Consider the following 26,005-nt stretch of genomic DNA (forward strand, 5'->3'; position numbering starts at 1 on the left):
GTCAGTTAACGTCAGAGCGGGAAAAGTAAGGCAAACCTGATCGTGGCGAAAGCGTGAGTACGCAAACGTTTTCGTTTATACTGCGCGCGCATTTTGACTGCTAAGGTGAAATTATGACGACTCTCGGAACCGCGCTGCGCCCTGCCGCTACGCGTGTCATGCTGTTAGGTTCAGGCGAATTAGGCAAAGAAGTGGCACTTGAGTGCCAGCGTCTGGGTGTGGAAGTGATCGCGGTGGATCGTTATGCCGATGCGCCGGCGATGCATGTGGCGCATCGCAGCTATGTGATCAACATGCTAGACGGCGACGCGCTGGCCGCACTGATTGCCCAGGAAAAGCCGCACTTCGTGGTGCCAGAAATTGAAGCCATCGCCACCGAAAAACTGCTGGAGCTGGAAGCGCAAGGTCAGAAAGTGGTGCCGACCGCACGCGCCGCGCGTCTGACCATGAACCGCGAAGGCATTCGTCGTCTGGCAGCGGAAGAGTTGTCGTTACCGACCTCGACTTACCAATTTGCTGACAGCAAAGAGAATTTTGTGGCCGCCGCTGAGGCGATTGGATTCCCGTGCATCGTTAAGCCGGTGATGAGCTCATCCGGTAAAGGCCAGAGCTTTATCCGCGAAGCCAGCCAGCTGGAGAAAGCCTGGGATTATGCGCAGCAAGGCGGACGTGCCGGTGCGGGCCGCGTGATCGTTGAAGGCGTGGTGAAGTTTGATTTCGAAATCACCCTGCTGACCATTAGCGCGGTGGATGGCATCCACTTCTGCGCGCCGATTGGTCATCGTCAGGAAGATGGCGATTACCGTGAATCATGGCAGCCGCAGCAGATGAGTGAACTGGCGCTGCAACGCGCGCAAGATATCGCCGCTAACGTGGTGAAAGCGCTCGGAGGATACGGCCTGTTTGGCGTGGAGCTATTCGTCTGTGGTGATGAAGTGGTGTTCAGCGAAGTATCACCGCGTCCGCACGATACCGGCATGGTAACGCTGATTTCGCAAGATCTGTCCGAGTTTGCGCTGCATGTGCGCGCCTTCCTCGGTCTGCCAATTGGCGGTATCCGTCAATACGGTCCTGCAGCGTCGGCAGTGATTCTGCCTGAGCTGAACAGCCAGAACGTGCAATTCGGGAATATCGAAGCCGCGCTGGGATCCGGGTTGCAGCTGCGCCTGTTTGGTAAACCGGAAATCGTCGGTCAGCGCCGTTTGGGTGTGGCTTTGGCGATCGGTGAAAACACCGATGAAGCTATCGCGCGCGCCGTTGCCAGTGCAGCAGCGGTGAAAGTGGAAGGTTAAATGTAAGTTGAGAGGTCGCCATGAATGGCGACCCTACGCAAGACGCTACGCGCGTGCCCCTTCAACCGCTTCACGCGCCAGACGCGTAATACGATCCCAGTCACCGCTTTCCAGCGCATCATTTGGTACCAGCCACGAACCGCCAATACACAGCACGCTTTTCAGCGCCAGATAATCACGATAGTTGGCTGGCGAGATGCCGCCGGTTGGGCAGAAACGCACCTGCGGGAACGGACCGCCAATCGCCGATAATGCTTTCACGCCACCATTGGCTTCTGCCGGGAAGAATTTGAACTCACGCAGGCCGTAATCCATGCCGGTCATCAGTTCTGAAACTGTGCTGATACCTGGAATCAATGGCACCGGACCTTCAACCGCAGCCTTAAGCAGCGATTCCGTCAATCCTGGGCTGATAACAAACTGCGCACCGGCGTCAGTGACTTCTTTCAATTGTTGGGTGTTGATAACCGTGCCCGCACCAACAATCGCTTCCGGTACTTCTTTAATCATGGCGCGCAGCGCGTCCATCGCCACCGGGGTACGCAGCGTGACTTCCAGCACACGCACACCGCCCGCTACCAGCGCTTTCGCCATCGGCACCGCGTGTTCCAGCTTGTTCACCACGATGACCGGCACGACCGGGCCAGTTTTCAGGATCTGTTCAGCACTTGTTTTCCAGTTCTTCATCACGTTTCCTTAGTTGCATCAGCCCGGCGTTTAACCACGCTGTCAATAATTGGGCTCTACCATACAAGATCGGCTGGAGCGGCGTCCATCGGATATCAAAATTTTTTGAAACTCAGGTTCACTTTTAAGAAAAATGAATTTTGGCCGAAAAAAAAGCCCGCGCATTGGCGGGCTCAGCTTTAGGTCTTTATTCGAACTCGTTCCAGGAACGGCCATCGCGGGTAATCATCGCGACTGAGGCAACCGGTCCCCACGTTCCCGCCTGATACGGCTTCGGTGCTTCGGCATCGGCATTCCAGGCATCGATGATGGAATCCACCCAGCCCCATGCAGCTTCAACTTCATCACGGCGCACAAACAGCGCCTGAATACCGCGCATGGTTTCCAGCAGCAGACGCTCGTAAGCATCGGCCAGATGCGACTGATTGAAGGTTTCGGAGTAGCTCAGATCCAGCTTGGTGGTCTGCAGTTTATGCTTGTGGTCGAGTCCCGGCACTTTGTTGAGGATTTCGATATCCACGCCTTCGTCTGGCTGCAGACGAATGGTCAGCTTGTTCTGCGGCAGTTCAGCGTAAGAATCTTTGAACAGGTTCATCTCAGGATTCTTGAAGTACACCACCACTTCAGAGCATTTGGTTGGCAAGCGCTTGCCGGTACGCAGATAGAACGGCACGCCAGCCCAACGCCAGTTGTCGATATCCACGCGGATAGCGACGAAGCTTTCAGTGGCGCTCTGCTTGTTCGCGCCCTCTTCTTCCAGGTAGCCTGGCACTTTCTTGCCCTGCACAAAGCCAGCGGTGTACTGACCACGCACGGTTTTCTCACGCACGTTGGTTTGATCAATACGGCGCAGTGAGCGCAGCACTTTCACCTTCTCATCACGAATCGCATCCGCGCTCAGATCGGATGGCGGCGACATGGCAATCATGGTGAGGATCTGCAACAGGTGGTTCTGAATCATGTCACGCATCTGGCCAGCTTTGTCGAAGTAACCCCAACGGCCTTCGATACCGACCTCTTCCGCCACGGTGATCTGCACGTGATCGATGGTGCGGTTGTCCCAGTTGTTGACGAAGATGGAGTTGGCAAAACGCAGCGCCAGCAGGTTGAGCACCGTTTCTTTACCCAGATAGTGGTCAATACGGAACACCTGACCTTCTTCGAAGTATTTGCCAACGCTGTCATTGATCTCTTGCGAGGTTTCCAATGAGGTGCCGAGCGGCTTTTCCATCACCACGCGCGCCGGTTTGGCGTTCAGCTTGGCGGCGCCTAAACCGTCACAGATCGCGCCGAAGGTGCTTGGCGGCATGGCGAAGTAGTTGATGGTGACGCGGTTTTTCTGGTCAAGCATTTTGCCCAGTTTGGTGAAATGCGAGGTGTCATTTACGTCGAGGTTACAGAAGTCGAGACGGCTGCTGAGAGTGTCCCACAGCGCTTCATCGATCTTCTCTTTCATGAAGGTTTCCAGCGCTTCACGTACCACTTTGGTGTACGCGGCTTTGTCCCAATCCGCGCGACCCACGCCAATAATGCGAGTGGTTTCATGAATCTGACCGGCTTTTTCCAGCTGATACAGTGATGGCAACAGTTTACGGCGCGCTAAATCGCCTTTGGCACCGAAAATCACCAGATCGCATGCCTGGGCTGTTTGTGTAACCGCCATTTTCCTCTCCTCGTTGCAGGATATACCCGGCTTGAGCGTTCTCATCACGCCGGGTCCTTATTGTAATTTTCTTACAGCACAATGTACGTTTTTCGCCGGTCCAGGACAACCCGAACACCGCGTTTTGCTGGCGTTAACTGTGAACGTAATAAAGGTGTTAAGTGTGTTGTAGCGTGCCATTTGAGCACATTTTCTGTTTCGATATTTGTCGTGGCAAAACACGTCAGCGATCAAAGTATCGCAAAAAATTCGCGTTTACATTTGTCCTCCGCTGCGTGCGAGGTGCTATTACACGGTATATTCTTGGGAATTGGCAGCGATTTCATTGATTGATGAACGCGGAAAAGTGATTGACGCTCATTAGGTTAAACCATGCTGGAACAAATTCAGGCGCAACTCGATGCGTTAAGTAAATCCGAACGTAAAGTCGCAGAACAAATTCTCGCTGCGCCGCAGCAGGCGATGCACTCCAGCATCGCCACGCTGGCACGCGCCGCTGACGTCAGCGAACCGACGGTGAATCGCTTCTGCCATCGTATGGGCACGCGCGGCTTTCCTGACTTTAAATTGCAGCTCGCGCAGAGCCTGGTGAAAAGCCCGAACTGGGTGAGCCGCGATGTGGAAGAAAATGACAGTGTGGAAAGTTATAGCCACAAAATTTTTGATTCCGCGTTAGCCGGCCTCAGCCGCGTCCGCCAGCAACTCGATTCTCAGATTATTCGCCAGGCCGTTCAGGCATTGTCAAACGCCCATAAAATTGCCTTCTTTGGCCTTGGTGCCTCTGCCGTGGTTGCACACGACGCCACCAATAAATTTTTGCGTTTTAATCTGCCGGTCATCTGGTCAGAGGATATTGTGATCCAGCGCATGAGTTGCATAAATAGTGGTCCAAATGATGTGTTTGTTCTCATCTCACATACTGGTCGCACCAAAAATATGGTAGAACTGGCTCGCCTGGCGCGTGTAAACGCTTCCACTGTGCTGGCTATCACTTCTCCGGGTTCCCCACTGGCGGCCGAAGCCACACTGGCTTTGACGCTCGACGTGCCCGAAGATACCGATATCTACCTGCCAATGGTTTCCCGCCTCGCACAATTAACCGTGATTGATGTTCTGGCGACAGGGTTTACCCTTGAGCGCGGCGCCGCTTTCCGTGAAAATTTGAAACGGGTGAAAGAAGCGCTGAAAGATTCACGCCTGGAGAAACAGGCGCAGGAAAATAATTAACATCACATTCACAATGTGAGTCGAATCACAGCCCATCGATCATATAGAATAGATGAACACTACGTGTCACTTGAGAGCGACACGATACTTTGCTAACGGAGTCCTTCATGTCCAGACGTCTCAGAAGAACCAAGATCGTTACAACCCTCGGTCCAGCCACCGATCGCGACAACAACCTCGAAAAAATCATCGCGGCGGGTGCTAACGTTGTACGACTCAACTTCTCCCACGGCACACCGGAAGATCATCAGCAGCGCGCCAACAAAGTCCGTGAAATCGCGGCGAAACTGGGACGTCATGTGGCGATCCTTGGCGACCTGCAAGGTCCAAAAATTCGCGTCTCAACCTTCAAAGAAGGCAAAGTGTTCCTTAACGTCGGCGATCGTTTCCTGCTGGATGCCGACTTAAGTAAAGGCGAAGGCGACAAAGAAAAAGTCGGTATCGATTACAAAGGCCTGCCAGAAGATGTGGTGCCAGGCGATATCCTGCTGCTGGACGACGGTCGCGTACAGCTGAAAGTGTTGGAAGTTCAGGGCGTAAAAGTGTTCACCGAAGTTACCGTCGGTGGCCCGCTCTCCAACAATAAAGGCATCAACAAACTTGGTGGCGGCCTCTCTGCCGACGCGCTGACCGAAAAAGACAAGGTTGATATCGTTACCGCCGCGAAAATTGGCGTGGATTATCTGGCCGTCTCCTTCCCACGTAACGGCGAAGATATGAATTACGCACGCCGTCTGGCGCGCGACGCCGGCTGCGATGCCAAACTGGTGGCGAAAGTGGAACGTGCTGAAGCCGTTGCCTCACAGGAAGCGATGGATGACATCATCCTCGCCTCTGACGTGGTGATGGTTGCGCGGGGCGATTTGGGGGTAGAAATTGGCGATCCAGAGCTGGTGGGTATTCAGAAAGCGTTGATCCGTCGCGCGCGTCAGCTGAACCGCACCATCATCACTGCAACGCAGATGATGGAATCGATGATCACCAATCCAATGCCAACGCGTGCCGAAGTCATGGACGTGGCAAACGCCGTGCTGGATGGTACCGATGCGGTGATGCTGTCGGCGGAAACGGCTGCAGGCCAGTATCCGGCTGAAACAGTATCAGCGATGGCGAAAGTTTGCCTCGGCGCAGAGAAAATCCCGAGCGTTAACGTTTCTAAGCACCGCCTGGAAGTGCAGTTCGATAACGTGGAAGAAGCGATTGCCATGTCGGCGATGTATGCTGCCAACCATCTGCAAGGGGTTTCGGCCATCATCACCATGACCGAATCGGGCCGCACCGCGCTGATGACTTCACGTATCACTTCCGGTTTGCCGATCTTCGCCATGTCACGTCATGAACGTACCCTGAACCTGACCGCGCTGTACCGTGGTGTTACACCGGTGTTCTTCGACAGCAATAATGATGGTGTTGCCGCCGCGCACGATGCAGTTAACCTGCTGCGCGAAAAAGGTTTCCTGGTTTCAGGCGATCTGGTGATTGTTACCCAGGGTGACGTGATGTCGACCACTGGCACCACCAATACCAGCCGTGTACTGCGCGTAGATTAATACGCAACACCGACAGCGGCTGTAACAACATGGACAAACGCGACTGCCTGGCAGTCGCGTTTTTATTTTTTTGACAAGGAGGCCAGATGGCCCGCTATCAACCTATTACTCAACTCACCGGGCGCGTGCTCCTGTTTCCACTCGCGCTGGTGCTATTTGAGTTCGCCACCTATATCGCGCATGACATGATCCAGCCCGGCATGCTGCTGGTAACGTCTGAATTCAGTGTCGGCCCGGAATGGGTATCCACCTCATTAACCGCGTATCTGATGGGCGGCGTGGTGCTGCAATGGCTGCTTGGTCCGCTTTCGGACAAATATGGCCGCCGTCCAGTGTTGCTGTTTGGCATTCTGTTCTTTGCCGCCGCCTGTATTCTGACCACGTGGGTCAGCAGTATTGAAGAGTTTGTCGCGCTGCGATTTGTGCAGGGCATTAGCCTGTGCTTTATTGGCGCAGTCAGCTATGCGGCGGTGCAGGAAGCCTTTGACGAAGCGCTGGCGGTGCGCATGATGGCGCTGATGGCCAATGTCGCGCTGCTGGCACCGTTAGCGGGCCCGCTGGCCGGTGCGGCATGGCTTACCGTTGGCGAATGGCGCAGCATGTTCTGGCTGTTTGCGATTTGCAGCGTGATTGCGTTTGCCCTGCTGTGGCGCGTGATGCCGGAAACGGCTGGCGACCGCAGTCACTCTATCGCCCTGCCAACGCTGGCGCGCGGCTATGCGCGTTTAGCGCACGATCGTCAGGTGATGTACGGATCCTTTGCCATTGGTTTGGTGTTTATCCCGATCCTGACTTGGGTGGCGCTGTCGCCAGTGATTCTGATGCACGATGAAGGATTGTCGCGCATGCAGTATGCGCTGCTGCAGTTGCCGGTGTTCCTGGCGATGATTGCCGGCAATATCACGCTGGGCAAACTGGCAGGCCGCGTTCCGATTGAGCAGCCAGTGAAATTTGCTGCGTGGCCAATCCTGATTGGTCTGAGCATTTCGCTGCTGGCTAACTTGCTGGATAGCCACACCTATCTGCTACTGACCGCCGGTTTAAGTCTGTACGCTTTTGGCGCGGGCATGGTGAATGCCGGTCTGTACCGACTGACGCTTTACTCAAGTAATGAAGGCAAAGGTAGCGTGGCGGCGATGCTCGGCATGATCAGTATTCTGACCTTAGCAGTCGGGATTGAGCTGGCGAAAAGCGGCTACTTCAGCGGCGGAACACCGTGGTTTAGCGGGATTAACTTCGTGGCTGGCGTATTGTGGTTTGGGCTGGTGACGCTGTTCCTGCGCGAGCGTAAGCGTCGCAGTCATGTGGCAGCAGTGTAATGTAAGGTGCGCAGTGATGCGCACCTGGTCGCCATGAATGGCGACCCTACGTTTACTTCTTAGGATAAAGATCTTTGCGCGCGTAAGGTTCGATGTCACCTTCCTTACGCGTTTTCAGCAGCTTTAAAATCCATGTGTACTGTTCTGGATGTGGGCGCACAAACACTTCTACTTCTTCATTCATGCGGCGTGCCAACGTGTTGTCATCGGCATCCAGCAAGTCATCCATAGGCGGACGCACATAGATTTCCAGACGATGGGTTTCGCTGTTATACACCGGGAAAAGCGGCACCACGCGTGCGCGGCACACTTTCATCAGGCGACCGACTGCCGGCAACGTTGCTTTATAAGTGGCAAAGAAATCCACAAACTCGCTGTGTTCCGGGCCGTGATCCTGGTCCGGCAGATAATAGCCGTAATAACCCTGACGCACCGAAGCGATAAACGGCTTAATGCCGTCATTACGCGCATGCATGCGGCCACCAAAACGGCGTCGCACGGTATTCCACAAATAATCCATTAACGGATCGCTTTGATTGTGGAACATCGCCGCCATCATCTGACCTTCAGACGCCAGCAGCATCGCCGGAATATCCACACCCCAACCATGCGGCACAAGGAAAATAACGTTCTCTTTGTTCGCCTGCAGTTGCTCGATGATTTCCCGGCCGTGCCAGTCAACGCGCTTACGCACATGTTCCGGATTGCGTAATCCGAGTTCAACCATCATCGCCATCGCCTGCGGTGCGGTGGCAAACATACGATCAGCAATCTCTTCGCGCTGCGCTTCGCTCAATTCCGGCAGGCAATAATAGAGATTGATCAGCGCACGGCGGCGCGCACTTTTCGCCAGTTTACCGGCGAACTTGCCCAATCCGCCCAGAATCGGATCGCGCACTTTGGCGGGAAGTAATGCCATGCCGGCCAGCGCACCAATCGCCAACCAACTTCCCCAGTATTTCGGCTTTAAAAAAGAACGTTGAAAAACGGGAATAAACTCACTGTTATTTTTCTTTCGGGTTTCCATGCACTCGCCTCTGACAATGACCGGTCAATAATAGTGACGATGGTTAATTTTGCAATCTTCATGCGCCAGATAGCAAAAAACCGACGAAGAATCCGTCGGTTTTTAAGTGTTACGCGCAATAATGCGTTATTTCAACGTCAATTGCGGCAACCAGGTTTTGACTTGAGCCATGTAAGTGCTGCGATCTTTACCGGTCAGCCCTTCCATGCGCGGCAGTTTTGCCGTCAATGGATTCACTGCCTGATTGTTGATCCAAACTTCATAGTGCAGATGTGGGCCGGTGGAACGTCCGGTGTTACCCGACAGCGCAATACGATCGCCGCGTTTCACTTTTTGCCCCGGTTTCACCAGCGCTTTACTCAAGTGCATATAACGCGTCATGTACTGACGACCGTGACGAATTGCCACGTAATTTCCGGCAGCACCGCCATTTTTCGCCATCACCACTTCACCATCACCCACGGCTAACACTGGCGTACCAATCGGCAGCGCGAAGTCGACACCTTTATGCGGTGCGATGCGGCCGGTTACCGGGTTAAGGCGGCGCGGATTGAAGTTGGAGGAGACACGATATTGCTTAACCGTTGGGAAACGCATAAAGCCACGTGCTAACCCAGATGCATTGCGATCGTAGAACTTGCCGTCTTCCGCGCGGAAGGCGTAATAATCTTTGCCGCCGGTGCGTAAACGCACGCCCAGCAGTTGGCTTTGAGCACTTTTGCCATCGAGCATTTCACGTGACATCAACACACTGAAATCATCACCGGCACGCAGTTTGCGGAAGTCCATTTGCCACTGCATCGCTTTAATGACGTTGCTGGTTTCTGCGCTGCTTAAGCCCGCACGTTGGGCGCTGGCGGCAAAACTACCGCGTACTTCACCTTTCAATACGCTGTTACGCCATTCACCCTTTTGCAGCTCCTGCTGCATCTTGAAGCTGCCGTTGTCAGCGCGCTGATAAGTACGGGTTTCACGGCGATCGATTTCCCAGCTGAAGGTTTGCAGTTGACCATCCGCATCCAGCGTCCAGCTCAGTTGCTGGCCGACGCGCATGTTGCGCAAATCTTTATCGCTGCTGACTAGTGCATTGATGTCGCCCATCTCAATACCGTACTGATTTAACGCGCTGCTCAGCGTATCGCCTGAAGAGACGGTGTAATCATGTACGTTGGGATTGTCCGGAACGTCTTTATCGATGTCGTCAGCAGGAATATCGTCGGCCGGTTCTTCAGTTGTCTGATCAATCGGCTCGCTGGCTTCTGGCAACAGCGTACGTAATTCGTCTTTATCCAACGCGATGGTTTTCACGATGGGCGCAACATCACGCGGATGGTAAACGTAAGGCCGCCATACGGCGACGGCCAACGTAACAACGGTTAATGAACCCAGCATAACGCGGTGGGGGCGCGGCAAATTATTAAATGCGAGGGCGACAGAGCGGGCTATCTGCTGCACTTTTACCTATTCCTCATGCTCCATTCAGGCAGCTCGCATACTGGCTCGACAACTGTGAAAGGAATTTCACATAGCTGTCTTTGGATAAGCTGATGTCCATTCCCAATGGATCTAACGTGCCTTTACGGACGGAAGTTCCACGGGACACGGCATCGATGACGGCCGGTCTGAATTGTGGTTCAGCGAAAACGCAAACGGCTTTCTGCTCAACCAACTGTGTTCGTATTTGATGTAAACGCTGGGCGCCCGGCTGGATCTCAGGGTTAACGGTGAAATGCCCTAAAGGTGACAAACCGTAATGTTTTTCAAAGTAGCTGTAAGCGTCGTGAAAAACGAAATAACCCTTGTTCCGCACAGGCGCGAGTTGCGCGCCGATGTGTTTGTCTGCATCGGCTAATTCTGCCTTAAATTCTTGCAGATTAGCGTCAAGTTTGGCTTTGCTTTGCGGCATAAGTTCCAATAATTTTCCATGGATTGCAACCGCAGTTTGTAAGGCCATGTCAGGGGACATCCACAGGTGCATATTAAACTGGCCGTGGTGGTGATGTGCATGAGAAGGGTCTTGGTCTTCAGAATTTTCTGAGTCATGATCATGATCGTGACCGTGCTCATGTTCCTCATCGTCATCATCGCCGCTAATCAAAAGCGGTTTTATACCTGGCAAGGCGGCAATTTCCAGGTTTTTATTGGCGGGTAATTCGGCCGCTGACTTGGTGAGAAAGGCTTCCATTTCAGGCCCCGTCCACACCACTAAGTCTGCGTTTTTAATACGTTTTACATCAGAAGGACGTAAGGCATAATCATGTTCTGATGCGCCATCAGGCAGCAATACTTCAACTGGCGTAATGCCATCTGCAATAGCCGCTGCGATAAATCCGATAGGTTTGATTGAAGCGACAACTGCAGAGTGCGCAGGTAACGCGCTTGAAGCGGCAATTGCCGCAGCAGTAAGGGTGAAAATAAGGCGCTTTTTATTGTGTAACATAATACGTCATTCCATCGTGACCCGTTGATGGAATGTGATATTATAACATTCGAAATTCAATGCAACCCGTAAATAACATGCCGCCACTTGTTACCCTTGAAAACATTTCTGTGAAATTCTCCCAGCGTCCAGTGCTCGCAGGCATTAGCCTCACACTTGAGCCGGGAAAAATTCTCACCCTGCTCGGCCCGAATGGCGCCGGTAAATCCACGCTGGTTCGCGCGGTGTTGGGGCTGCTTAAACCCACCAGCGGCAGCGTCAAACGCGCCACTGATTTACGTATCGGTTATGTGCCGCAAAAACTGCACATCGATCCGACTTTGCCGATCACCGTTGAGCGCTTTATGCGTTTGTCCCGTGGCACCAAACGCGATGCCATTTTGCCAGCGCTGAAGCGCGTTCAGGCTGGACATCTGCTGCACGCTACGCTGCAAAAACTCTCCGGCGGTGAAACCCAGCGTGTGCTGCTGGCGCGCGCATTACTCAATGAGCCGCAACTGCTGGTGCTCGATGAGCCGACACAAGGCGTTGACGTCAACGGCCAGGTTGCGCTGTACGATTTGATCGATCAGCTGCGCCGTGAATTAAATTGCGGTGTGCTGATGGTTTCACACGATTTGCATCTGGTAATGGCGAAAACCGACGAAGTGCTGTGCCTCAACCATCACATCTGCTGCTCGGGCACGCCGGAAGCGGTATCACAACATCCTGAATTTATCGCGATGTTCGGCCCACGCGGCGCACAACAGCTGGCGATTTATCGTCATCATCATAATCACCGTCACGATTTACAGGGACGCATTGTTCTGCGCAAAGGAAATGGCCCGTCATGATTGAACTGTTATTACCTGGCTGGCTGGGCGGCGTTTTGCTGGCGCTGGCGGCCGGTCCACTTGGCTCGTTTGTGGTTTGGCGCCGCATGTCCTACTTCGGCGATACGCTCGCGCATGCCTCTTTACTGGGCGTGGCGTTTGGTTTGCTGCTCAACGTGAATCCCTACTATGCGGTGATTTTGGTGACCGTGTGTCTGGCGTTGGGATTGGTGTGGCTGGAGCGTCGCCCGCATCTGGCGATCGATACGCTGCTCGGTATTATGGCGCACAGCGCGCTGTCGCTGGGTTTAGTGGTTGTCAGTCTGATGCAAGGCGTGCGTGTCGATCTGATGGCTTATCTGTTCGGCGATCTGCTGGCGGTGACGCCCGATGATTTATGGATGATGGGTGGCGGCGTGGCAATTGTACTGGCGGTGATGGCGTGGCAGTGGAATTCGCTATTGTCGATGACCATCAGCCCGGAGCTGGCGCAGGTCGATGGCGTTAACATTCAGCGCACGCGTTTGATGTTGATGCTGGTCACGGCATTGACCATCGGCGTGGCGATGAAGTTTGTTGGTGCCTTGATCATTACGTCACTGCTAATTATCCCTGCGGCGACGGCGCGTCGCTTCTCGCGCTCACCGGAACAGATGGCCGGTTTTGCGGTGATTGCCGGTGTTATCGCGGTGACCGGTGGACTGACCTTCTCCGCCACCTACGATACGCCAGCCGGCCCTTCGGTGGTGTTATGCGCCGCAGTGTTGTTCATCATCAGCATGGCAAAAAAACCGGCGGCATAATGCCGGTTTACTCTTCGCGACTGATACCAAAGTGTTTGTAAGCATGCTGCGTTGCCATTCGGCCGCGTGGCGTGCGTTGAATGAATCCTTGCTGGATCAGGAAGGGTTCAATCACATCCTCGATAGTTTCCCGCTCTTCGCCGATCGCCGCAGCCAGATTATCTAAGCCAACCGGGCCACCCGAGAACTTGTCGATAATCGCCAGCAGCAGTTTGCGGTCCATATAATCAAAACCCTGGCTGTCGACGTTAAGCATATCCAGCGCGCTGGCTGACACTTCGCCGCTCAAATTACCGTTAGCACGCACTTCAGCAAAGTCACGCACGCGGCGCAGCAGGCGGTTAGCGATACGCGGCGTTCCGCGCGCACGACGCGCTATCTCCAGCGCGCCCTCTTCACTCAGCGCCAGGCCAAGACAAGCCGCGCTACGGCCAACGATGTGCTGAAGATCGGGAACGTTATAGAACTCAAGACGCTGCACAATGCCGAAGCGGTCACGCAGTGGCGAGGTTAAAGAACCGGCGCGCGTGGTGGCACCAATCAGGGTAAACGGCGGCAGATCGAGCTTAATCGAACGCGCTGCCGGACCTTCACCGATCATGATATCCAGCTGATAATCCTCCATCGCCGGATACAGCACTTCTTCAACCACCGGCGACAGGCGATGGATCTCATCGATAAACAGCACATCATGCGGTTCAAGATTGGTGAGCATCGCCGCCAGATCGCCGGCTTTTTCCAGCACCGGCCCGGAGGTGGTGCGCAGATTGACGCCCATTTCGTTGGCGACGATGTTAGCCAGCGTGGTTTTACCCAATCCTGGCGGACCGAAAATCAGCAGATGATCGAGTGCATCGCCACGCAGTTTCGCCGCCTGGATGAAAATCTCCATCTGCTCGCGTACCTGTGGCTGACCAACATATTCCGTCAGCAGCTTGGGGCGAATGGCACGGTCGAGCGTTTCTTCTTCATTAAAGGAACTGCCCGAGACCAGGCGATCGGCTTCAATCATGCTTTACCTCAAATAGCTGCGCGCAGGGCTTCACGAATCAGGGTTTCGCAATCCGCATCCGGTTTACCGACTTTGCTGATCATCCGGCTGGCTTCCTGCGGTTTATAACCGAGAGCCACCAGCGCTGAAACCGCTTCAGCTTCGGCATCGTTATTGTCTTGTGCGGCGGAAGGCGTGGTCAACGTAAAGGTTGAATCACCACCAAACAGATCGCCGTGCATGCCAATAAAGCGGTCTTTCATCTCCACAATCAAACGCTCGGCGGTTTTTTTACCGACGCCCGGCAGTTTGATCAGGGAAGCAATCTCTTGTCGCTCAACGGCGGTCACGAACTGCTGTGCCGACATACCCGACAAAATCGCCAGCGCCAGTTTAGGCCCAACGCCATTCACCTTCACCAGCTCGCGGAACAGCGTGCGTTCCTGCTTGTTATTGAAACCGAACAGCAGCTGCGCATCTTCACGTACCACGAACTGGGTGAAGATGATCGCTTCCTGATTGATCTCCGGCAGCTCGTAAAAGCAGGTCATTGGCATGTGCACTTCATAACCGACACCGTGCGCCTCAATCAACACCAGCGGCGGCTGTTTTTCCAGAATGTTGCCTCGTAAACGACCAATCACCTGAGCAGTTCCTTAATCTGTTAGTAAGCCTGAGTTTATAGCATAAAAAAGGCTGGATGAATATCCAGCCTAACTTCGCGTTTCGTTTCCGCTAACCCGATCGCATGCGACCGCGCGTCATCACCAATTTGGTGTCACTGATACGCGCTGCATTTTGGCTCATATGGCAATGCGTGATGGCGATGGCCAGCGCATCGGCGGCATCCGCTTGCGGATTGGCCGGCAGTTTTAGCAAGGTACGCACCATATGCTGCACCTGACTTTTCTCTGCGCCGCCAGTGCCGGTGACAGTTTGCTTCACCTGACGCGCTGCATACTCAAACACCGGCAAATCGTGATTCACCGCCGCGACAATCGCCGCGCCGCGCGCCTGGCCCAGCTTGAGCGCTGAGTCCGCGTTCTTCGCCATAAACACCTGCTCGATGGCGAAATAGTCGGGTGAGAACTGCGTGATGATTTCGCTGACGCCCGCGTAGATCAGTTTGAGGCGCGTCGGCAGATCGGTGACGCTGGTGCGGATACAGCCGCTGCCCAGATAGGTAAGCTGGCGGCCGGTTTGGCGGATAACACCGTAACCGGTGACGCGCGAGCCGGGATCGATCCCGAGAATTATCGCCACAGCGCGTCTCCGGTGAGTGGGGTTTTAAGCAACGCCATTACAGCGTTTCTGCGATCTCATCAGAGATTTCACCGTTATGGTAAACTTCCTGCACGTCGTCACAGTCTTCCAGCATGTCGATCAAGCGCAGCAGTTTCGGCGCAGTTTCGGCATCCATTTCGGCTTTGGTTGAAGGGATCATTGAGACTTCAGCCGAGTCGGCTTTCAGACCGCCCGCTTCCAGCGCGTCACGCACCGCACCCATCTCCTCCCACGCGGTGAAGACATCAATCGCGCCGTCGTCATAGGCCACAACGTCTTCTGCACCGGCTTCCAGCGCCGCTTCCATCACCGCATCTTCGTCCTGACCTGGCGCGAAGGAGATAACGCCCTTCTTGCTGAACAGGTAAGCAACAGAACCGTCGGTACCGAGGTTGCCGCCGGTTTTGGTGAAGGCATGACGCACTTCGCCCACGGTACGGTTACGGTTGTCGCTCAGGCACTCAATCATCACCGCTGAGCCGCCCGGACCGTAACCTTCATAAATGATGGTTTCCATGTTGGAATCATCTTCACCGCCCACGCCGCGTGCGATAGCACGGTTCATGGTGTCGCGCGTCATGTTGTTAGACAGCGCTTTGTCCATCGCTGCGCGCAGACGTGGGTTGGAACCCGCATCGCCACCGCCCAGTTTCGCAGCGGTGACCAGCTCGCGAATGATTTTGGTGAAGATTTTACCGCGCTTAGCGTCCTGAGCAGCCTTGCGGTGCTTGGTGTTCGCCCATTTACTGTGTCCAGCCATTTTGCATATTCTCCGATCTTATCAATCGCACGGGCTATCTTACTGGCGATCTCGGCTCCCGGCAGTGCTCGCAATCCTCACGTACATAAGTACGCTCCGGTTGCTGTGCGCTGGCGGTAACCGACCTCGCTGCGACGATTACGCCCGACTGTTCAATTTTAGTGGTGCAGGTTTCACATCCTGCACCGGGTTTAAGGGACGAAGGAATAACTTCGTCGAATTCACGGAATTTAACTGAACTGCCACGGGAAAAACGCGCGGCGGTGAGCATTCAGATAAATTCTTCAATTGCCTGGCGATTACTCCAGGACTTGGTGAGGGCTGCGGCAGCGGCGGGTTCGAGCCAGCGCGCGGCGAGATGCTCGGTGAGCAGCAGGTCGCGCTCTGCGGGTATGGCCAACCTGAACCAGTGTTCGCGATTGTGCGTGGTGCCCGGTGCGTAACGATGGCGATAGTGCGGGAAGATCTCAAACTCGATTTGCTTGTGGCAATCGTCCAGCACTAACTTTTCGTGCGCAATATCGATGGCGAGCTCTTCTAACACTTCGCGCTGAGCCGCCTGGCGCGGGGTTTCGCCCGCTTCCAGGCTGCCAGTGACCGATTGCCAAAAGCTGTCGTCATCACGTCGCTGCAGCATTAACACCCGGCCGGTATCGCGGGCAAAAATCACCACCAGCACCGAAACCGGATGTTTAAAGCCCATTACTTGTTCTCTGTCTTTTCTTTCTTCGGCGCCACCAGAATGCCGAGGTCGAGCAATGCAGCTGGGTTGGCTTCGCTTGGGGCTTCGGTCATCATGCATGCGGCGGCGGTGGTTTTCGGGAACGCGATCACATCACGGATGTTATCGGTGCCGGTCAACAGCATGGTCAGACGATCCAGACCGAACGCCAGGCCCGCGTGCGGCGGCGTACCGTATTTCAGCGCGTCGAGCAGGAAGCCAAACTTCTCACGTTGCTCTTCTTCGGTGATGCCGAGGATGCTGAATACCGTCTGCTGCATTTTCCCGCTGTGGATACGCACGGAACCGCCACCCACTTCGTAGCCGTTAATCACCATATCGTAGGCATTGGCCACCGCTTGTACCGGATCGGTTGCCAGCTCTTCTGCGCTCAGGTCTTTCGGCGACGTGAACGGATGGTGCATCGCTGCCAGGCCGCCCTCTTCATCTTCCTCAAACATTGGGAAGTCGATCACCCACAGCGGTGCCCAGGCTTTGTCATCGGTGATCTGCAGGTCGCGGCCCACTTTCAGACGCAGCGCGCCCAGCGCATCCGCTACCACTTTAGCGCGGTCCGCGCCGAAGAAGATCAGGTCGCCATCTTGTGCACCCGTGCGGTTGAGAATGTCTTCAACGATTTCTGCACTGAGGAACTTGGCAACCGGGCTCTGTACGCCTTCGAAGCCTTTAGCGCGTTCGTTGATTTTCATCCACGCCAAACCTTTAGCGCCGTAGATTTTGACAAATTCGCCGTACTCATCGATTTGCTTACGCGTCAACGCCGCGCCGCCCGGTACGCGTAGGGCAGCCACGCGGCCTTTGGCATCGTTGGCTGGACCGGCAAACACCTGGAATTCCACGTTTTTCAGCAGATCGGCAACGTCCACCAGCTCCATTGGATTACGCAGGTCTGGCTTATCGGAACCGTAACGGTTCATCGCTTCCGCAAAGGTCATCTGCGGGAAGTCACCGAGATCCACGCCTTTGATGTTAATCCACAGTTCACGAATCAGACGTTCCATCTTTTCACGCACCTGCTCGGCGGTCATGAAAGAGGTTTCCACGTCGATCTGGGTGAATTCAGGCTGACGATCGGCACGCAGATCTTCGTCACGGAAACACTTAACGATCTGATAGTAGCGGTCAAAACCCGACATCATCAGCAGCTGTTTGAACAGCTGTGGCGACTGCGGCAGCGCGTAGAATTTGCCTTTATGCACACGGCTTGGCACCAGATAGTCACGCGCGCCTTCAGGCGTGGCTTTGGTCAGCATTGGCGTTTCGATATCGAGGAAACCCTGGTCGTCCATAAAGCGACGCACGAAGCTGGTAATTTTAGCGCGGGTTTTCAAACGCTGCGCCATTTCCGGACGACGCAGGTCCAGATAGCGATAAGTCAGGCGCGCTTCTTCGCTGTTGACCTGGTTAGAGTCCAGCGGCAGCGGTTCAGCACGGTTGATGATGTTGAGCTCATGAGCGAACACTTCGACTTCGCCGGTTGCCATGTCGCTGTTTTTGTTCTTTTCGTCACGTGCGCGCACGGTGCCGGTGATCTGGATACAGAATTCGTTACGCAGCTCAGATGCCAGCTGGAAAGCGTCCTGACGATCGGCATCGAAGAACACCTGTGCGATACCTTCACGGTCACGCATATCGATAAAAATCAGGCTACCCAGATCGCGACGGCGATTTACCCAGCCGCAGAGAGTGACTTGCTGACCCACGTGAGACAGATTGAGCTGTCCGCAATATTCTGTACGCATAACGTATCCTTTTAACTTCGCCGCTGCTGCCAGACAACATCAGGCCGCGTAACCTTCTGAGATGCTGTCGCAAAAAAGGCGGCTATTATAATGGAAAAACCCATGCAGGATAAGTGGAGCCCGATCAAAGCGGACAAAACATTATGCTTTATCGCGCTGTTTTTCCTGCCGACATCAAAACAGGGTACATTAAGCCGCCCTTTCCCGCCCCTAAAGGATTCAGGAGTTCGCGTTGACACTTCGCATAGGATTACCGCAATGGCAGCACGCGCAATGGAAACAGTTCGGCATTGAGACTTTAGCCGACTACGCGCAGCTGTTTGGTTGTGTGGAAGGCAATACCACGTTGTATGCGCTGCCAAAGCCGGAAGTAGTAATGCGCTGGCGCGATATGACGCACGACGATTTCCGTTTTTGCTTTAAGTTTCCCGATAACATCAGTCATAAAGCGGCGCTGCGCGATTGCGATGAGTTGCTGACGGAGTTTTTCCGCCTGCTCGATCCGCTGAGCCAGCGCATTGGTCAATATTGGCTGCAGCTACCCGCCGCGTTTTCACCGGCACAGCTGGTTGATTTATGGTCCTTTCTCGATGGTTTGCCGCGCAATTTCCGCTATGGCGTTGAGGTGCGGCATCAGGCGTTTTTTGCTAAAGGTGACGCCGAACGCGCGCTGAATCGAGGTTTACTGGATCGCGGTGTTAATCGGGTGATTTTAGATAGCCGTCCGGTGCATGCCTCAACCTCGCAAACCGCCGCCGCCGTGGATGCGCGATCGAAAAAGCCGCGCGTGCCGCCGCATGCGGTACGCACCGGTTCGCAACCGATGGTGCGTTTCATTGGTAGCGATAACGTGGCGGAGAGCGTGCCGCTGTTTCAACCGTGGCACAGCAAGCTACAAGCGTGGCAGCTGGATAGCGATCCCATGATGTTTATTCATACGCCGGATATGGGCGAGGTGTTTCCACTGATTCAGGCGTTGTGGCCACAGTTGCAGCAGTTGGAGCCATCGTTACGCGATCTGCCCGACTGGCCGCAGCAATCGAGCCTGTTCTAGACGCAACGCAAAGGGTGCAGCCCGCCCGCGTTTCTGCCAAAATAGCGCCCTTTCCGTTTTCTCTCCGGACCTTTCATTATGTCTGATCGCGATACGCTATTTTCCGCGCCCATCGATAAGCTGGGCGACTGGACCTTTGACGAGCGCGTAGCTGAAGTTTTTCCCGATATGATTCAGCGCTCGGTGCCGGGTTATTCCAACATCATTTCGATGATTGGCATGCTGGCAGAACGCTTCGTTCAGCCGAATAGCCAGGTTTACGATCTTGGCTGTTCGCTGGGAGCCGCCACATTGTCGGTGCGCCGCAATATTCATGTGCCTGGCTGCCAGATTATTGCTGTAGATAATTCGCCGGCGATGGTTGAGCGTTGCCGTCGCCACATCAATGCTTTCCGTGCGGATACGCCGGTGCAGGTGATCGAAGCGGATATTCAGGATATCCACATTGAGAACGCCTCGTTGGTGGTGCTGAACTTTACCCTGCAATTCCTTGAGCCGCCGGCTCGTCTCGAGTTGCTGAAGAAGATCGTTAATGGATTGAATCCGGGCGGCGCGCTGGTGCTGTCGGAGAAGTTCAGTTTTGAAGATGCCGATGTCGGCGAGTTGCTGTTTAACATGCATCACGATTTCAAACGCGCTAACGGTTACAGCGAGCTGGAGATCAGCCAGAAACGCAGCATGTTGGAGAATGTGATGTTGACCGATAGCGTCGAAGCGCATAAGGCGCGCCTGAAAACCGCCGGTTTCAAACATGCGGAGTTGTGGTTCCAGTGCTTTAATTTTGGTTCGTTGGTGGCGTTGAAATGATTGAGTTTGGCCGTTTTTATCAGCAGATTGCCACCGGCCCGCTGGCCAGTTGGCTGGAAGTGTTACCGGCGCAAGTTGCCGCATGGCAGCGTGAGAATTTGCACGGTAAGTTTCGCGACTGGGAGAAGTCCGTTGATTATCTGCCGCTCCTGACGCCGCAGAAGCTGGATTTGTTGCACAGCGTGAGCGCGGATGTTGAGGATCTGACCGATCGGCAGCGTCTTGGCATTGAGAATCTGCTGCGCAATTTGATGCCGTGGCGCAAAGGTCCTTATTCGCTGTACGGTACCGAGATCGATACCGAATGGCGTTCCGACTGGAAATGGGATCGCGTATTGCCGCACATTTCGCCTTTGCAGCATCGCACGGTGCTGGATGTCGGCTGCGGCAGCGGTTATCACATGTGGCGTATGATTGGCGCGGGCGCGAAGCTGGTGGTCGGTATCGATCCGATGCAGCTGTTTTTGTGCCAGTTTGAAGCGGTGCGTAAGCTGTTGGGCGACGATCGTCGGGCGCATTTGCTGCCGCTGGGCATTGAGCAACTGCCGGCGTTACAAGCGTTCGATACCGTGTTTTCAATGGGCGTGCTTTATCACCGCCGTTCGCCGCTTGATCATCTGATGCAGCTGAAAAATCAGTTAGTCAGCGACGGTGAGTTGGTGCTGGAGACGCTGGTGATTGAAGGCGATGAGAACGCGGTGCTGGTTCCGGGTGAGCGTTATGCGCAGATGCGTAATGTGTACTTTATCCCTTCTGCGGCGGCGCTGAAGAGCTGGCTGGAGAAGTGCGGATTTGTCGATGTGCGCATCGCGGATTACGCGGTGACGTCCGTGGAAGAGCAGCGTCGCACCAGTTGGATGACCAGCGAGTCGCTGGCCGAGTTCCTTGATCCGAATGACAGCAGTAAGACCGTTGAAGGTTATCCCGCCCCGCTGCGTGCTGTATTAGTCGCCCGCAAGCCATAATGCTTAACGCCGCGATAGCGCCAGCTTCGCGGCAAAGCCAATAAAGACGCATCCCGTCAGGCGATCCATCACTTTCAGCACCGCTGGACGACGCAGATGTGTCGCAAAGTACTGGCTGCTGCCGATCAGCACCGCATTCCACACTAATCCAATCACCATATGTGTGAGAGCCATCAGCGTACACCACAGCGGCACCGATGCGCCCGCCGGAATGAACTGCGGCAGGAAGGTGACGTAGAACACGCCGACTTTGGGGTTTAACAGATTACCGAATAGTCCGCGTGTGAAGCAGGCAACATAGCTTTGCTCTTTATTCTGCGCATGCTGACCTGCTTCCGCTTGGGTACGTGGGTTGATGAGTAATTTGACGCCGAGATAGAGCAGATAGGCCGCACCGATCCATTTCAGCAGGTTATACGCCATTTCCGAAGCCAGCAGCAGCGCGCCCAAGCCAAGGCCCACCGCAACGCCCCACACCAGGCAACCCAGCGTGACGCCAAACGCCGTGGCCGATGCACGTTTCCAACCTTGCGCGGCGGCGGAACGCAACACTAATGCGGTATCAAAACCGGGCGTGAGCGTGAGGATGGTGATGGCGAAAAGGAATGAAAGGATCAGTGTCATGTGCGGGCTCCCTGTTAGTCGGCGTATATTAGTTGAAATTTATGCCTTAAGCCCGTGCCTTTCAGGTAGAAATGTGGGGCCGCTGCGTAAAGGCGTCGTGGACACATCCCTGTGGACTCTGCCGCCGCATCCATGCGGCGGAAGCTTTACTCCGCGGCCCCACATTCCTACCTTCATATCAGTCTTGTGCGGCTGTTTCGCTGGGGGCGTTCCAGTATTGGTATTTATAAGCGGAGCTGAGATGGCGTTCAATGGTGCCTTTGGCGAATACTTCGGTTTCATGCAGATAACTGAGCGTACAGTTGCCCACTTCATCCCACAGTTGGCACTCATCCACCGAGCGAAGCGTGCTCACTGGCGTGGTCGATGTGCCGTTCAGGCGCAGTTCCCGCCACTGGTTATCGTAGCTGTAAGTATCTTTGCTGCGCGCGCTGCTGGATGAAGTCACCAATCCTTGTGGATTCCAGCGCCAGCTGCTTTCGCCATTGGTCATGCTGTCGCTGCCGCGCGCCACGCTTTTTTCTACTCTGAACTGTTTGTCATAGCGGTAAGTGGTATCGGTAAAACCATCTTTGCCCATGCTAGTGAATTTATCGGATGAGCTGACGATGTTGCCATGCTGGCCGATTTGCCAGCTGATGGTGCCCTGACGGTTATCAACCACTTCTTCCTGCCCCGCTTTAATTACTTTGACCATGTAGGCATATTCCGCCACCCAGCCGCGCTGAACACGCGCGATATGCTGTTCCATCGTCAGCAGGACGTTGCCTTCATTTTTGTCGTAGGAGATATCGGCCACCATCAAATCGCCGCACTGATCAAACTGGCCGAGTACGCGCTTTTGCGAGTCCACATCTTTGCCAAATTCGCCCGCCACCACCTGACGCACCGCGCCTTTGGCATCGCCACCCAGCATGATCCAGTTGTTGCTGCTGGTGATGTTTTTGCTCATCGGTGGACACGCCGTGCTGACCGCCAGCGCGACGCCGCAGTAGGGGAGAAGCAGCAGTAAAACGGTACAAGGGATGGATTTCATGAAGGTTATCCGTACGAGGCCATAGAGTAATCAAAGCATCATTTACACGATCACGCTATCTCTACGGGAATGGCAGATAAAAAGAACCCCAGTTAGAAGAACTGGGGTTGGTACTTGCAAACATCACGTCGTTTGGACTGGCGTGCTGCGCGGCAAAATCGGGGTGAATTCAGGCTACCCGGACGGCGCTCATCTGCGTCATGCTTTTCATGGCTTCAACCACATCACCATCAACGCAATAGCGACTGAATTCATCGGTTTCCGCTTCGGAGCACATTGAAACACCGGCTTTGCGGTAGCGCATCGGCGAAGCGACTAAACGGCTGGCGGAGCTGTGAACTTCCTGCAATCCACTGTCGATGAACTTCTGGATGTTGCTCAAACGCACGCCCGCACCGGCCATAATAATCGGACCTGTGCTGTGTTCATTTAGTTCCCGTAATAATGCAATTCCTGCTTCGGCGCTCTGTTGCTGGCCAGACGTCAGGATACGCGCGATGCCTAAATCAGCCAGCACCTCAAGTGAGCGTTTTGGACTGTGGCATAAATCAAAGGCGCGATGGAAGGTGACGTCCATGCCGTCACACAGCGTCATAATCTGCTGCATACGAGCAATATCGACATGCGCATCTTCATCCAGCATGCCAATCACTAAGCCGGGAAAACCGAGTTCACGCATTAGCGCAACGTCCGATTTCATCGACTCAAACTCATAGTTGGTGTAGCAAAAATCGCCGCCACGCGGACGGACGATAGGATGTACCGGGATCGAAATTTCACGTCGTGCCGCTTCCAGCACGCCGGCTGAAGGCGTCAACCCACCTTCGCGCGGTGCGCTGCACAGCTCCACGCGATCGGCACCGGACAGCTGCGCAGTCATTGCGCAGTCGATGCCGTAGCAACAAATTTCCAGTTTCGTCATACCATGCTCCTTCTCATGACTTCTGGCTCGGGATGAATGCTTCAGTTAGTCTACTTAATTGGACAGTTTACGTGGAACTCGCACTATGGCATTCGATTTTAATCAATGGATAGACCGTCGTCACAGCGATAGTTTGAAATGGCACAAATATGGTGATCGCGATGTGCTGCCGCTCTGGGTAGCTGACAGCGATTTCCGTTCGCCGCCGAGTGTGATTGAGGCCATTAAACAGCGCGCTGAGCACGGCGTTTTTGGCTATGGCGCTACGCCAAGCGGATTGATAGATATCACCCTTTCCCGTTTAGCGCAGCGCTACAACTGGCAGATTGAGCCGGACTGGATTGTGCTATTGCCTGGCGTGGTATGCGGTTTGAATCTTTCGGTCCGCGCATTCACGGAATCGGGCGAATCGACAGTTTCCCCAACGCCGATTTATCCGCCGTTTCGCGGTGCGGCAAAACTGGCCGATCGCGCGCAGGTGCATTTACCGCTGCGTTTACAGGACGATCGCTGGGTAATGGATCTTGACTCCAGCGCCATGCAGGGCAATGAGCGCCTGCTGATGCTGTGTAACCCGCAGAATCCGGGCGGTACGGTTTATCGCCGTGACGAGTTGGAAGCCCAGCTGGCATTTGCGCAGCAGCATGATTTGATCGTCTGCTCCGATGAAATCCATTGCGATCTGTTGCTGTCACCCGGCGCGCAACACATCCCGTTTGCAGCATTAAGTGAAGATGCCGCACAGCGCAGCATCACGCTGATTTCTCCCTCGAAAACCTTCAATATTGCCGGATTGGGCGCGTCGATGGCGATCATTCCCAATCCAGAGTTGCGAGCACGCTTTAAACGTGTGCGCGAAGGCATCGTGCCTGGCGTGGATATTCTGGCGCTAGTGGCGGCCGAAGCGGCGTGGCGCGATGGCGATGAATGGCTGGCGGCGCAGCTGGATTATCTGCGCGCTAATCGCGACTGGCTGGTGGCGCAGGTCAATGCGCTGCCAGAACTGCAGATGGCCGCGCCGGAAGCGACTTACCTCGGTTGGATCGACGCCAGCAAACTGGATGTCGCCAGTCCAATGGACTACTTCGAGCAGCACGGCCTCGGTTTTTCACCGGGTCACGATTTCGGCGACGATAATTTCGTGCGCTTCAACTTTGGTTGTACGCGCGCCACGCTGGAACAGGCGGTGACGCGTTTGCAGCTGGCGGTAGCAGCGCGCCGTTAAGACTGCTCGCTGGCGACGATCTCTTCTAGTCGCCACGGATGAAACTTGATAGTGGTTTGCCCGTCCGTTACCGCCAGCGTCGGATTGGGCAAACGTTCATTCTCGCCTTTGGGCGCGCTGGTTTTAAACGAGATGCCCGGCTGCTTCAGCGCATCATCCGAAAGCAGCGCCATCGCGCGCACACCCAGCGTTTCCGGTTCACCGCGCAGCACAATCTCCACGTGTTCCCAACCTTCATGGCGATACAGTTTCTCGCCCGGCCACGGCAGTTCAATCACATCGATTTGCCAGCCCGCGAGGTTCAATGGCTGATGCAGTTTGAACAGGCAGATCGGGCGACCATTGATCATTGCTTCGGAAAACTGCGTGCCGATTTGCAGCAATCCAGTTTTCCAACGTTCTGCCGTCGCAAACTGGTGACAGCGTACCGCAACGTGATCGGCTTCATGTTCAGCCAGGTTAATGCCTAAACGTTCAGCAAATAGCGCCAAAGAGTGCTCAAAACGAGCCAGGTCTTGTTTTAAATCATCCAATTCCATAGGAAAGTTGGTCCGCATCACGTTTTACCTCTAATTCAGTTCAGGTTTACTAATCAATATGAAATTTGCTAGCCGTTGATTCCGCTTGACAAAATTGTCGGATTCATCCGATTTAGGCGTCAAAAAGGCTGAAAACCGCATAAATAGACCATTCATTTCGGATTTATCGCCAAAACAGGTCCAGCAGTTACTTTATGAAAGTGGCTTAACCTTCTGTTATTATTCAGGATAGTTAATACAATGAGATAACTCTTATTTAAGTTGCAAACAATTGCAGCCTGATACCCTTTCTTATAAATTTGTGTTTCACAACTACAAGGAACGGCCTTATGTCTATGCTCATTGTTGTCGCGGTCCTGATTGCATTAATGGGATTTGCAATTTCCCGCCATTGGAAGGTGCGTGAAGACAAAAGCGTTAAAAATCCTCGTCGTCACCCACGGCGCCGTTAATCGGCGCTGAGGGCCCGATGTTACGTCTCACTCAATACCGAA

General features: G+C 54.4%; 26 protein-coding genes. 11 read left to right on the top strand and 15 right to left on the bottom strand.

The genetic code is table 11. The annotated features are described in order from the left end of the window. The first annotated feature begins 113 nt into the window (after positions 1-113). Positions 114-1,292, top strand: coding sequence for a formate-dependent phosphoribosylglycinamide formyltransferase (purT, locus tag BM323_RS04915; RefSeq protein ID WP_008110462.1), 1,179 nt, complete (start codon positions 114-116; stop codon positions 1,290-1,292). 45 nt (positions 1,293-1,337) lie between these two features. Here purT and BM323_RS04920 read toward each other — a convergent pair whose 3' ends face one another. Continuing rightward, the gene (locus tag BM323_RS04920; RefSeq protein ID WP_008110463.1) at positions 1,338-1,979 is read right to left on the bottom strand and encodes a bifunctional 4-hydroxy-2-oxoglutarate aldolase/2-dehydro-3-deoxy-phosphogluconate aldolase; all 642 of its coding nucleotides are present in this window, start codon (positions 1,977-1,979) and stop codon (positions 1,338-1,340) included. 187 nt (positions 1,980-2,166) lie between these two features. Further along, a complete protein-coding gene (gene zwf / locus BM323_RS04925) occupies positions 2,167-3,642 on the bottom strand; it encodes a glucose-6-phosphate dehydrogenase (protein ID WP_036650196.1) in 1,476 nt (491 codons plus the stop codon). Positions 3,643-4,014: 372 nt separating this feature from the next. Here zwf and BM323_RS04930 point away from each other — a divergent pair, with 372 nt between their 5' ends. The 3 genes from BM323_RS04930 (at position 4,015) to BM323_RS04940 (ending at position 7,738) form a co-directional block, all read left to right on the top strand. After that, entirely contained in the window at positions 4,015-4,869 is an 855-nt protein-coding gene (locus BM323_RS04930; RefSeq protein WP_008110468.1) for a MurR/RpiR family transcriptional regulator, read from the top strand. Positions 4,870-4,976: 107 nt separating this feature from the next. Beyond that, positions 4,977-6,419 carry a pyruvate kinase gene (gene pyk / locus BM323_RS04935; protein WP_008110470.1) on the top strand — a complete coding sequence of 481 codons (1,443 nt, stop codon included), beginning with the start codon at positions 4,977-4,979 and terminating at the stop codon, positions 6,417-6,419. A gap of 86 nt (positions 6,420-6,505) precedes the next feature. Beyond that, positions 6,506-7,738 (top strand): MFS transporter, encoded by a 1,233-nt coding sequence (locus tag BM323_RS04940; RefSeq protein ID WP_008110472.1) that lies wholly within the window; start codon positions 6,506-6,508, stop codon positions 7,736-7,738. A gap of 52 nt (positions 7,739-7,790) precedes the next feature. Here the strand turns inward: BM323_RS04940 and lpxM are convergent, their stop codons facing one another. From lpxM to znuA, 3 genes are all read right to left on the bottom strand, one after another. After that, on the bottom strand, positions 7,791-8,765 hold the full coding sequence (lpxM, locus tag BM323_RS04945) for a lauroyl-Kdo(2)-lipid IV(A) myristoyltransferase (RefSeq protein WP_008110474.1): 975 nt from the start codon (positions 8,763-8,765) through the stop codon (positions 7,791-7,793). A gap of 126 nt (positions 8,766-8,891) precedes the next feature. Continuing rightward, a complete protein-coding gene (gene mepM / locus BM323_RS04950; protein ID WP_008110476.1) occupies positions 8,892-10,220 on the bottom strand; it encodes a murein DD-endopeptidase MepM in 1,329 nt (442 codons plus the stop codon). A gap of 13 nt (positions 10,221-10,233) precedes the next feature. After that, positions 10,234-11,205: a zinc ABC transporter substrate-binding protein ZnuA gene (znuA, locus tag BM323_RS04955; RefSeq protein WP_008110478.1), complete on the bottom strand. Its 972-nt coding sequence runs from the start codon at positions 11,203-11,205 to the stop codon at positions 10,234-10,236. 77 nt (positions 11,206-11,282) lie between these two features. Here znuA and znuC point away from each other — a divergent pair, with 77 nt between their 5' ends. Both znuC and znuB read left to right on the top strand, forming a co-directional pair. Beyond that, positions 11,283-12,038 (top strand): zinc ABC transporter ATP-binding protein ZnuC, encoded by a 756-nt coding sequence (gene znuC / locus BM323_RS04960; protein WP_036650204.1) that lies wholly within the window; start codon positions 11,283-11,285, stop codon positions 12,036-12,038. Further along, positions 12,035-12,820: a zinc ABC transporter permease subunit ZnuB gene (gene znuB / locus BM323_RS04965; RefSeq protein WP_008110483.1), complete on the top strand. Its 786-nt coding sequence runs from the start codon at positions 12,035-12,037 to the stop codon at positions 12,818-12,820. The genes znuC and znuB overlap by 4 nt, the downstream gene beginning before the upstream one ends. Positions 12,821-12,827: 7 nt before the next feature. Here the strand turns inward: znuB and ruvB are convergent, their stop codons facing one another. From ruvB to aspS, 6 genes are all read right to left on the bottom strand, one after another. After that, positions 12,828-13,832, bottom strand: a complete 1,005-nt coding sequence (ruvB, locus tag BM323_RS04970; RefSeq protein ID WP_007889560.1) for a Holliday junction branch migration DNA helicase RuvB — start codon at positions 13,830-13,832, stop codon at positions 12,828-12,830. An 8-nt stretch (positions 13,833-13,840) separates the two neighbouring features. Continuing rightward, positions 13,841-14,455 carry a Holliday junction branch migration protein RuvA gene (ruvA, locus tag BM323_RS04975; protein ID WP_007889559.1) on the bottom strand — a complete coding sequence of 205 codons (615 nt, stop codon included), beginning with the start codon at positions 14,453-14,455 and terminating at the stop codon, positions 13,841-13,843. 91 nt (positions 14,456-14,546) lie between these two features. After that, positions 14,547-15,074: a crossover junction endodeoxyribonuclease RuvC gene (gene ruvC, locus BM323_RS04980; protein WP_008110486.1), complete on the bottom strand. Its 528-nt coding sequence runs from the start codon at positions 15,072-15,074 to the stop codon at positions 14,547-14,549. Between the two features lie 37 nt (positions 15,075-15,111). Further along, positions 15,112-15,855 (bottom strand): YebC/PmpR family DNA-binding transcriptional regulator, encoded by a 744-nt coding sequence (locus tag BM323_RS04985; RefSeq protein WP_008110488.1) that lies wholly within the window; start codon positions 15,853-15,855, stop codon positions 15,112-15,114. 271 nt (positions 15,856-16,126) lie between these two features. Then, positions 16,127-16,558 carry a dihydroneopterin triphosphate diphosphatase gene (gene nudB / locus BM323_RS04990; protein WP_008110490.1) on the bottom strand — a complete coding sequence of 144 codons (432 nt, stop codon included), beginning with the start codon at positions 16,556-16,558 and terminating at the stop codon, positions 16,127-16,129. Beyond that, complete coding sequence (gene aspS / locus BM323_RS04995) at positions 16,558-18,339, bottom strand: aspartate--tRNA ligase (RefSeq protein WP_008110492.1); 1,782 nt, start codon at positions 18,337-18,339, stop codon at positions 16,558-16,560. The genes nudB and aspS overlap by 1 nt, the downstream gene beginning before the upstream one ends. 232 nt (positions 18,340-18,571) lie before the next feature. On the opposite strand from aspS, the gene BM323_RS05000 reads away from it, so the two are divergent. From BM323_RS05000 to cmoB, 3 genes are all read left to right on the top strand, one after another. Further along, positions 18,572-19,393 (top strand): DUF72 domain-containing protein, encoded by an 822-nt coding sequence (locus BM323_RS05000; protein WP_091003289.1) that lies wholly within the window; start codon positions 18,572-18,574, stop codon positions 19,391-19,393. A gap of 78 nt (positions 19,394-19,471) precedes the next feature. Beyond that, the gene (cmoA, locus tag BM323_RS05005) at positions 19,472-20,200 is read left to right on the top strand and encodes a carboxy-S-adenosyl-L-methionine synthase CmoA (RefSeq protein ID WP_008110496.1); all 729 of its coding nucleotides are present in this window, start codon (positions 19,472-19,474) and stop codon (positions 20,198-20,200) included. After that, positions 20,197-21,165 carry a tRNA 5-methoxyuridine(34)/uridine 5-oxyacetic acid(34) synthase CmoB gene (cmoB, locus tag BM323_RS05010; protein ID WP_008110498.1) on the top strand — a complete coding sequence of 323 codons (969 nt, stop codon included), beginning with the start codon at positions 20,197-20,199 and terminating at the stop codon, positions 21,163-21,165. Before cmoA ends, cmoB begins: the two co-directional genes overlap by 4 nt. A 3-nt stretch (positions 21,166-21,168) precedes the next feature. On the opposite strand, the gene BM323_RS05015 is transcribed toward cmoB, so the two are convergent. The 3 genes from BM323_RS05015 to cutC form a co-directional block, all read right to left on the bottom strand. Further along, entirely contained in the window at positions 21,169-21,789 is a 621-nt protein-coding gene (locus tag BM323_RS05015) for a LysE family translocator (RefSeq protein ID WP_008110500.1), read from the bottom strand. 178 nt (positions 21,790-21,967) lie between these two features. Beyond that, a complete protein-coding gene (locus tag BM323_RS05020) occupies positions 21,968-22,825 on the bottom strand; it encodes a hypothetical protein (RefSeq protein WP_008110503.1) in 858 nt (285 codons plus the stop codon). 169 nt (positions 22,826-22,994) lie between these two features. Further along, complete coding sequence (gene cutC / locus BM323_RS05025) at positions 22,995-23,747, bottom strand: copper homeostasis protein CutC (protein ID WP_008110505.1); 753 nt, start codon at positions 23,745-23,747, stop codon at positions 22,995-22,997. An 85-nt stretch (positions 23,748-23,832) separates the two neighbouring features. On the opposite strand from cutC, the gene BM323_RS05030 reads away from it, so the two are divergent. Beyond that, complete coding sequence (locus tag BM323_RS05030; RefSeq protein ID WP_008110506.1) at positions 23,833-24,972, top strand: MalY/PatB family protein; 1,140 nt, start codon at positions 23,833-23,835, stop codon at positions 24,970-24,972. Here BM323_RS05030 and BM323_RS05035 read toward each other — a convergent pair. Beyond that, positions 24,969-25,529 carry a VOC family protein gene (locus tag BM323_RS05035; RefSeq protein ID WP_008110508.1) on the bottom strand — a complete coding sequence of 187 codons (561 nt, stop codon included), beginning with the start codon at positions 25,527-25,529 and terminating at the stop codon, positions 24,969-24,971. The genes BM323_RS05030 and BM323_RS05035 overlap by 4 nt on opposite strands. 311 nt (positions 25,530-25,840) lie before the next feature. Between BM323_RS05035 and BM323_RS24675 the strand changes: the two genes are divergently transcribed. Further along, a complete protein-coding gene (locus tag BM323_RS24675) occupies positions 25,841-25,963 on the top strand; it encodes a hypothetical protein (RefSeq protein ID WP_007889544.1) in 123 nt (40 codons plus the stop codon). The last annotated feature ends 42 nt before the right edge of the window (positions 25,964-26,005 follow it).

Origin of the sequence: Pantoea sp. YR525 (assembly GCF_900116775.1) — a bacterium.
Taxonomy (GTDB): Bacteria; Pseudomonadota; Gammaproteobacteria; order Enterobacterales; family Enterobacteriaceae; genus Pantoea; species Pantoea symbiotica.

Coding starts and splice junctions, on each gene's coding strand:
- purT (WP_008110462.1), top strand. CDS start 114: ATGACGACTCTCGGAACCGCGCTGCGCCCTGCCGCTACGCGTGTCATG.
- BM323_RS04920 (WP_008110463.1), bottom strand. CDS start 1,979: ATGAAGAACTGGAAAACAAGTGCTGAACAGATCCTGAAAACTGGCCCG.
- zwf (WP_036650196.1), bottom strand. CDS start 3,642: ATGGCGGTTACACAAACAGCCCAGGCATGCGATCTGGTGATTTTCGGT.
- BM323_RS04930 (WP_008110468.1), top strand. CDS start 4,015: ATGCTGGAACAAATTCAGGCGCAACTCGATGCGTTAAGTAAATCCGAA.
- pyk (WP_008110470.1), top strand. CDS start 4,977: ATGTCCAGACGTCTCAGAAGAACCAAGATCGTTACAACCCTCGGTCCA.
- BM323_RS04940 (WP_008110472.1), top strand. CDS start 6,506: ATGGCCCGCTATCAACCTATTACTCAACTCACCGGGCGCGTGCTCCTG.
- lpxM (WP_008110474.1), bottom strand. CDS start 8,765: ATGGAAACCCGAAAGAAAAATAACAGTGAGTTTATTCCCGTTTTTCAA.
- znuA (WP_008110478.1), bottom strand. CDS start 11,205: ATGTTACACAATAAAAAGCGCCTTATTTTCACCCTTACTGCTGCGGCA.
- znuC (WP_036650204.1), top strand. CDS start 11,283: ATGCCGCCACTTGTTACCCTTGAAAACATTTCTGTGAAATTCTCCCAG.
- znuB (WP_008110483.1), top strand. CDS start 12,035: ATGATTGAACTGTTATTACCTGGCTGGCTGGGCGGCGTTTTGCTGGCG.
- ruvB (WP_007889560.1), bottom strand. CDS start 13,832: ATGATTGAAGCCGATCGCCTGGTCTCGGGCAGTTCCTTTAATGAAGAA.
- BM323_RS04985 (WP_008110488.1), bottom strand. CDS start 15,855: ATGGCTGGACACAGTAAATGGGCGAACACCAAGCACCGCAAGGCTGCT.
- nudB (WP_008110490.1), bottom strand. CDS start 16,558: ATGGGCTTTAAACATCCGGTTTCGGTGCTGGTGGTGATTTTTGCCCGC.
- aspS (WP_008110492.1), bottom strand. CDS start 18,339: ATGCGTACAGAATATTGCGGACAGCTCAATCTGTCTCACGTGGGTCAG.
- cmoA (WP_008110496.1), top strand. CDS start 19,472: ATGTCTGATCGCGATACGCTATTTTCCGCGCCCATCGATAAGCTGGGC.
- cmoB (WP_008110498.1), top strand. CDS start 20,197: ATGATTGAGTTTGGCCGTTTTTATCAGCAGATTGCCACCGGCCCGCTG.
- BM323_RS05015 (WP_008110500.1), bottom strand. CDS start 21,789: ATGACACTGATCCTTTCATTCCTTTTCGCCATCACCATCCTCACGCTC.
- BM323_RS05020 (WP_008110503.1), bottom strand. CDS start 22,825: ATGAAATCCATCCCTTGTACCGTTTTACTGCTGCTTCTCCCCTACTGC.
- cutC (WP_008110505.1), bottom strand. CDS start 23,747: ATGACGAAACTGGAAATTTGTTGCTACGGCATCGACTGCGCAATGACT.
- BM323_RS05030 (WP_008110506.1), top strand. CDS start 23,833: ATGGCATTCGATTTTAATCAATGGATAGACCGTCGTCACAGCGATAGT.
- BM323_RS05035 (WP_008110508.1), bottom strand. CDS start 25,529: ATGCGGACCAACTTTCCTATGGAATTGGATGATTTAAAACAAGACCTG.
- BM323_RS24675 (WP_007889544.1), top strand. CDS start 25,841: ATGTCTATGCTCATTGTTGTCGCGGTCCTGATTGCATTAATGGGATTT.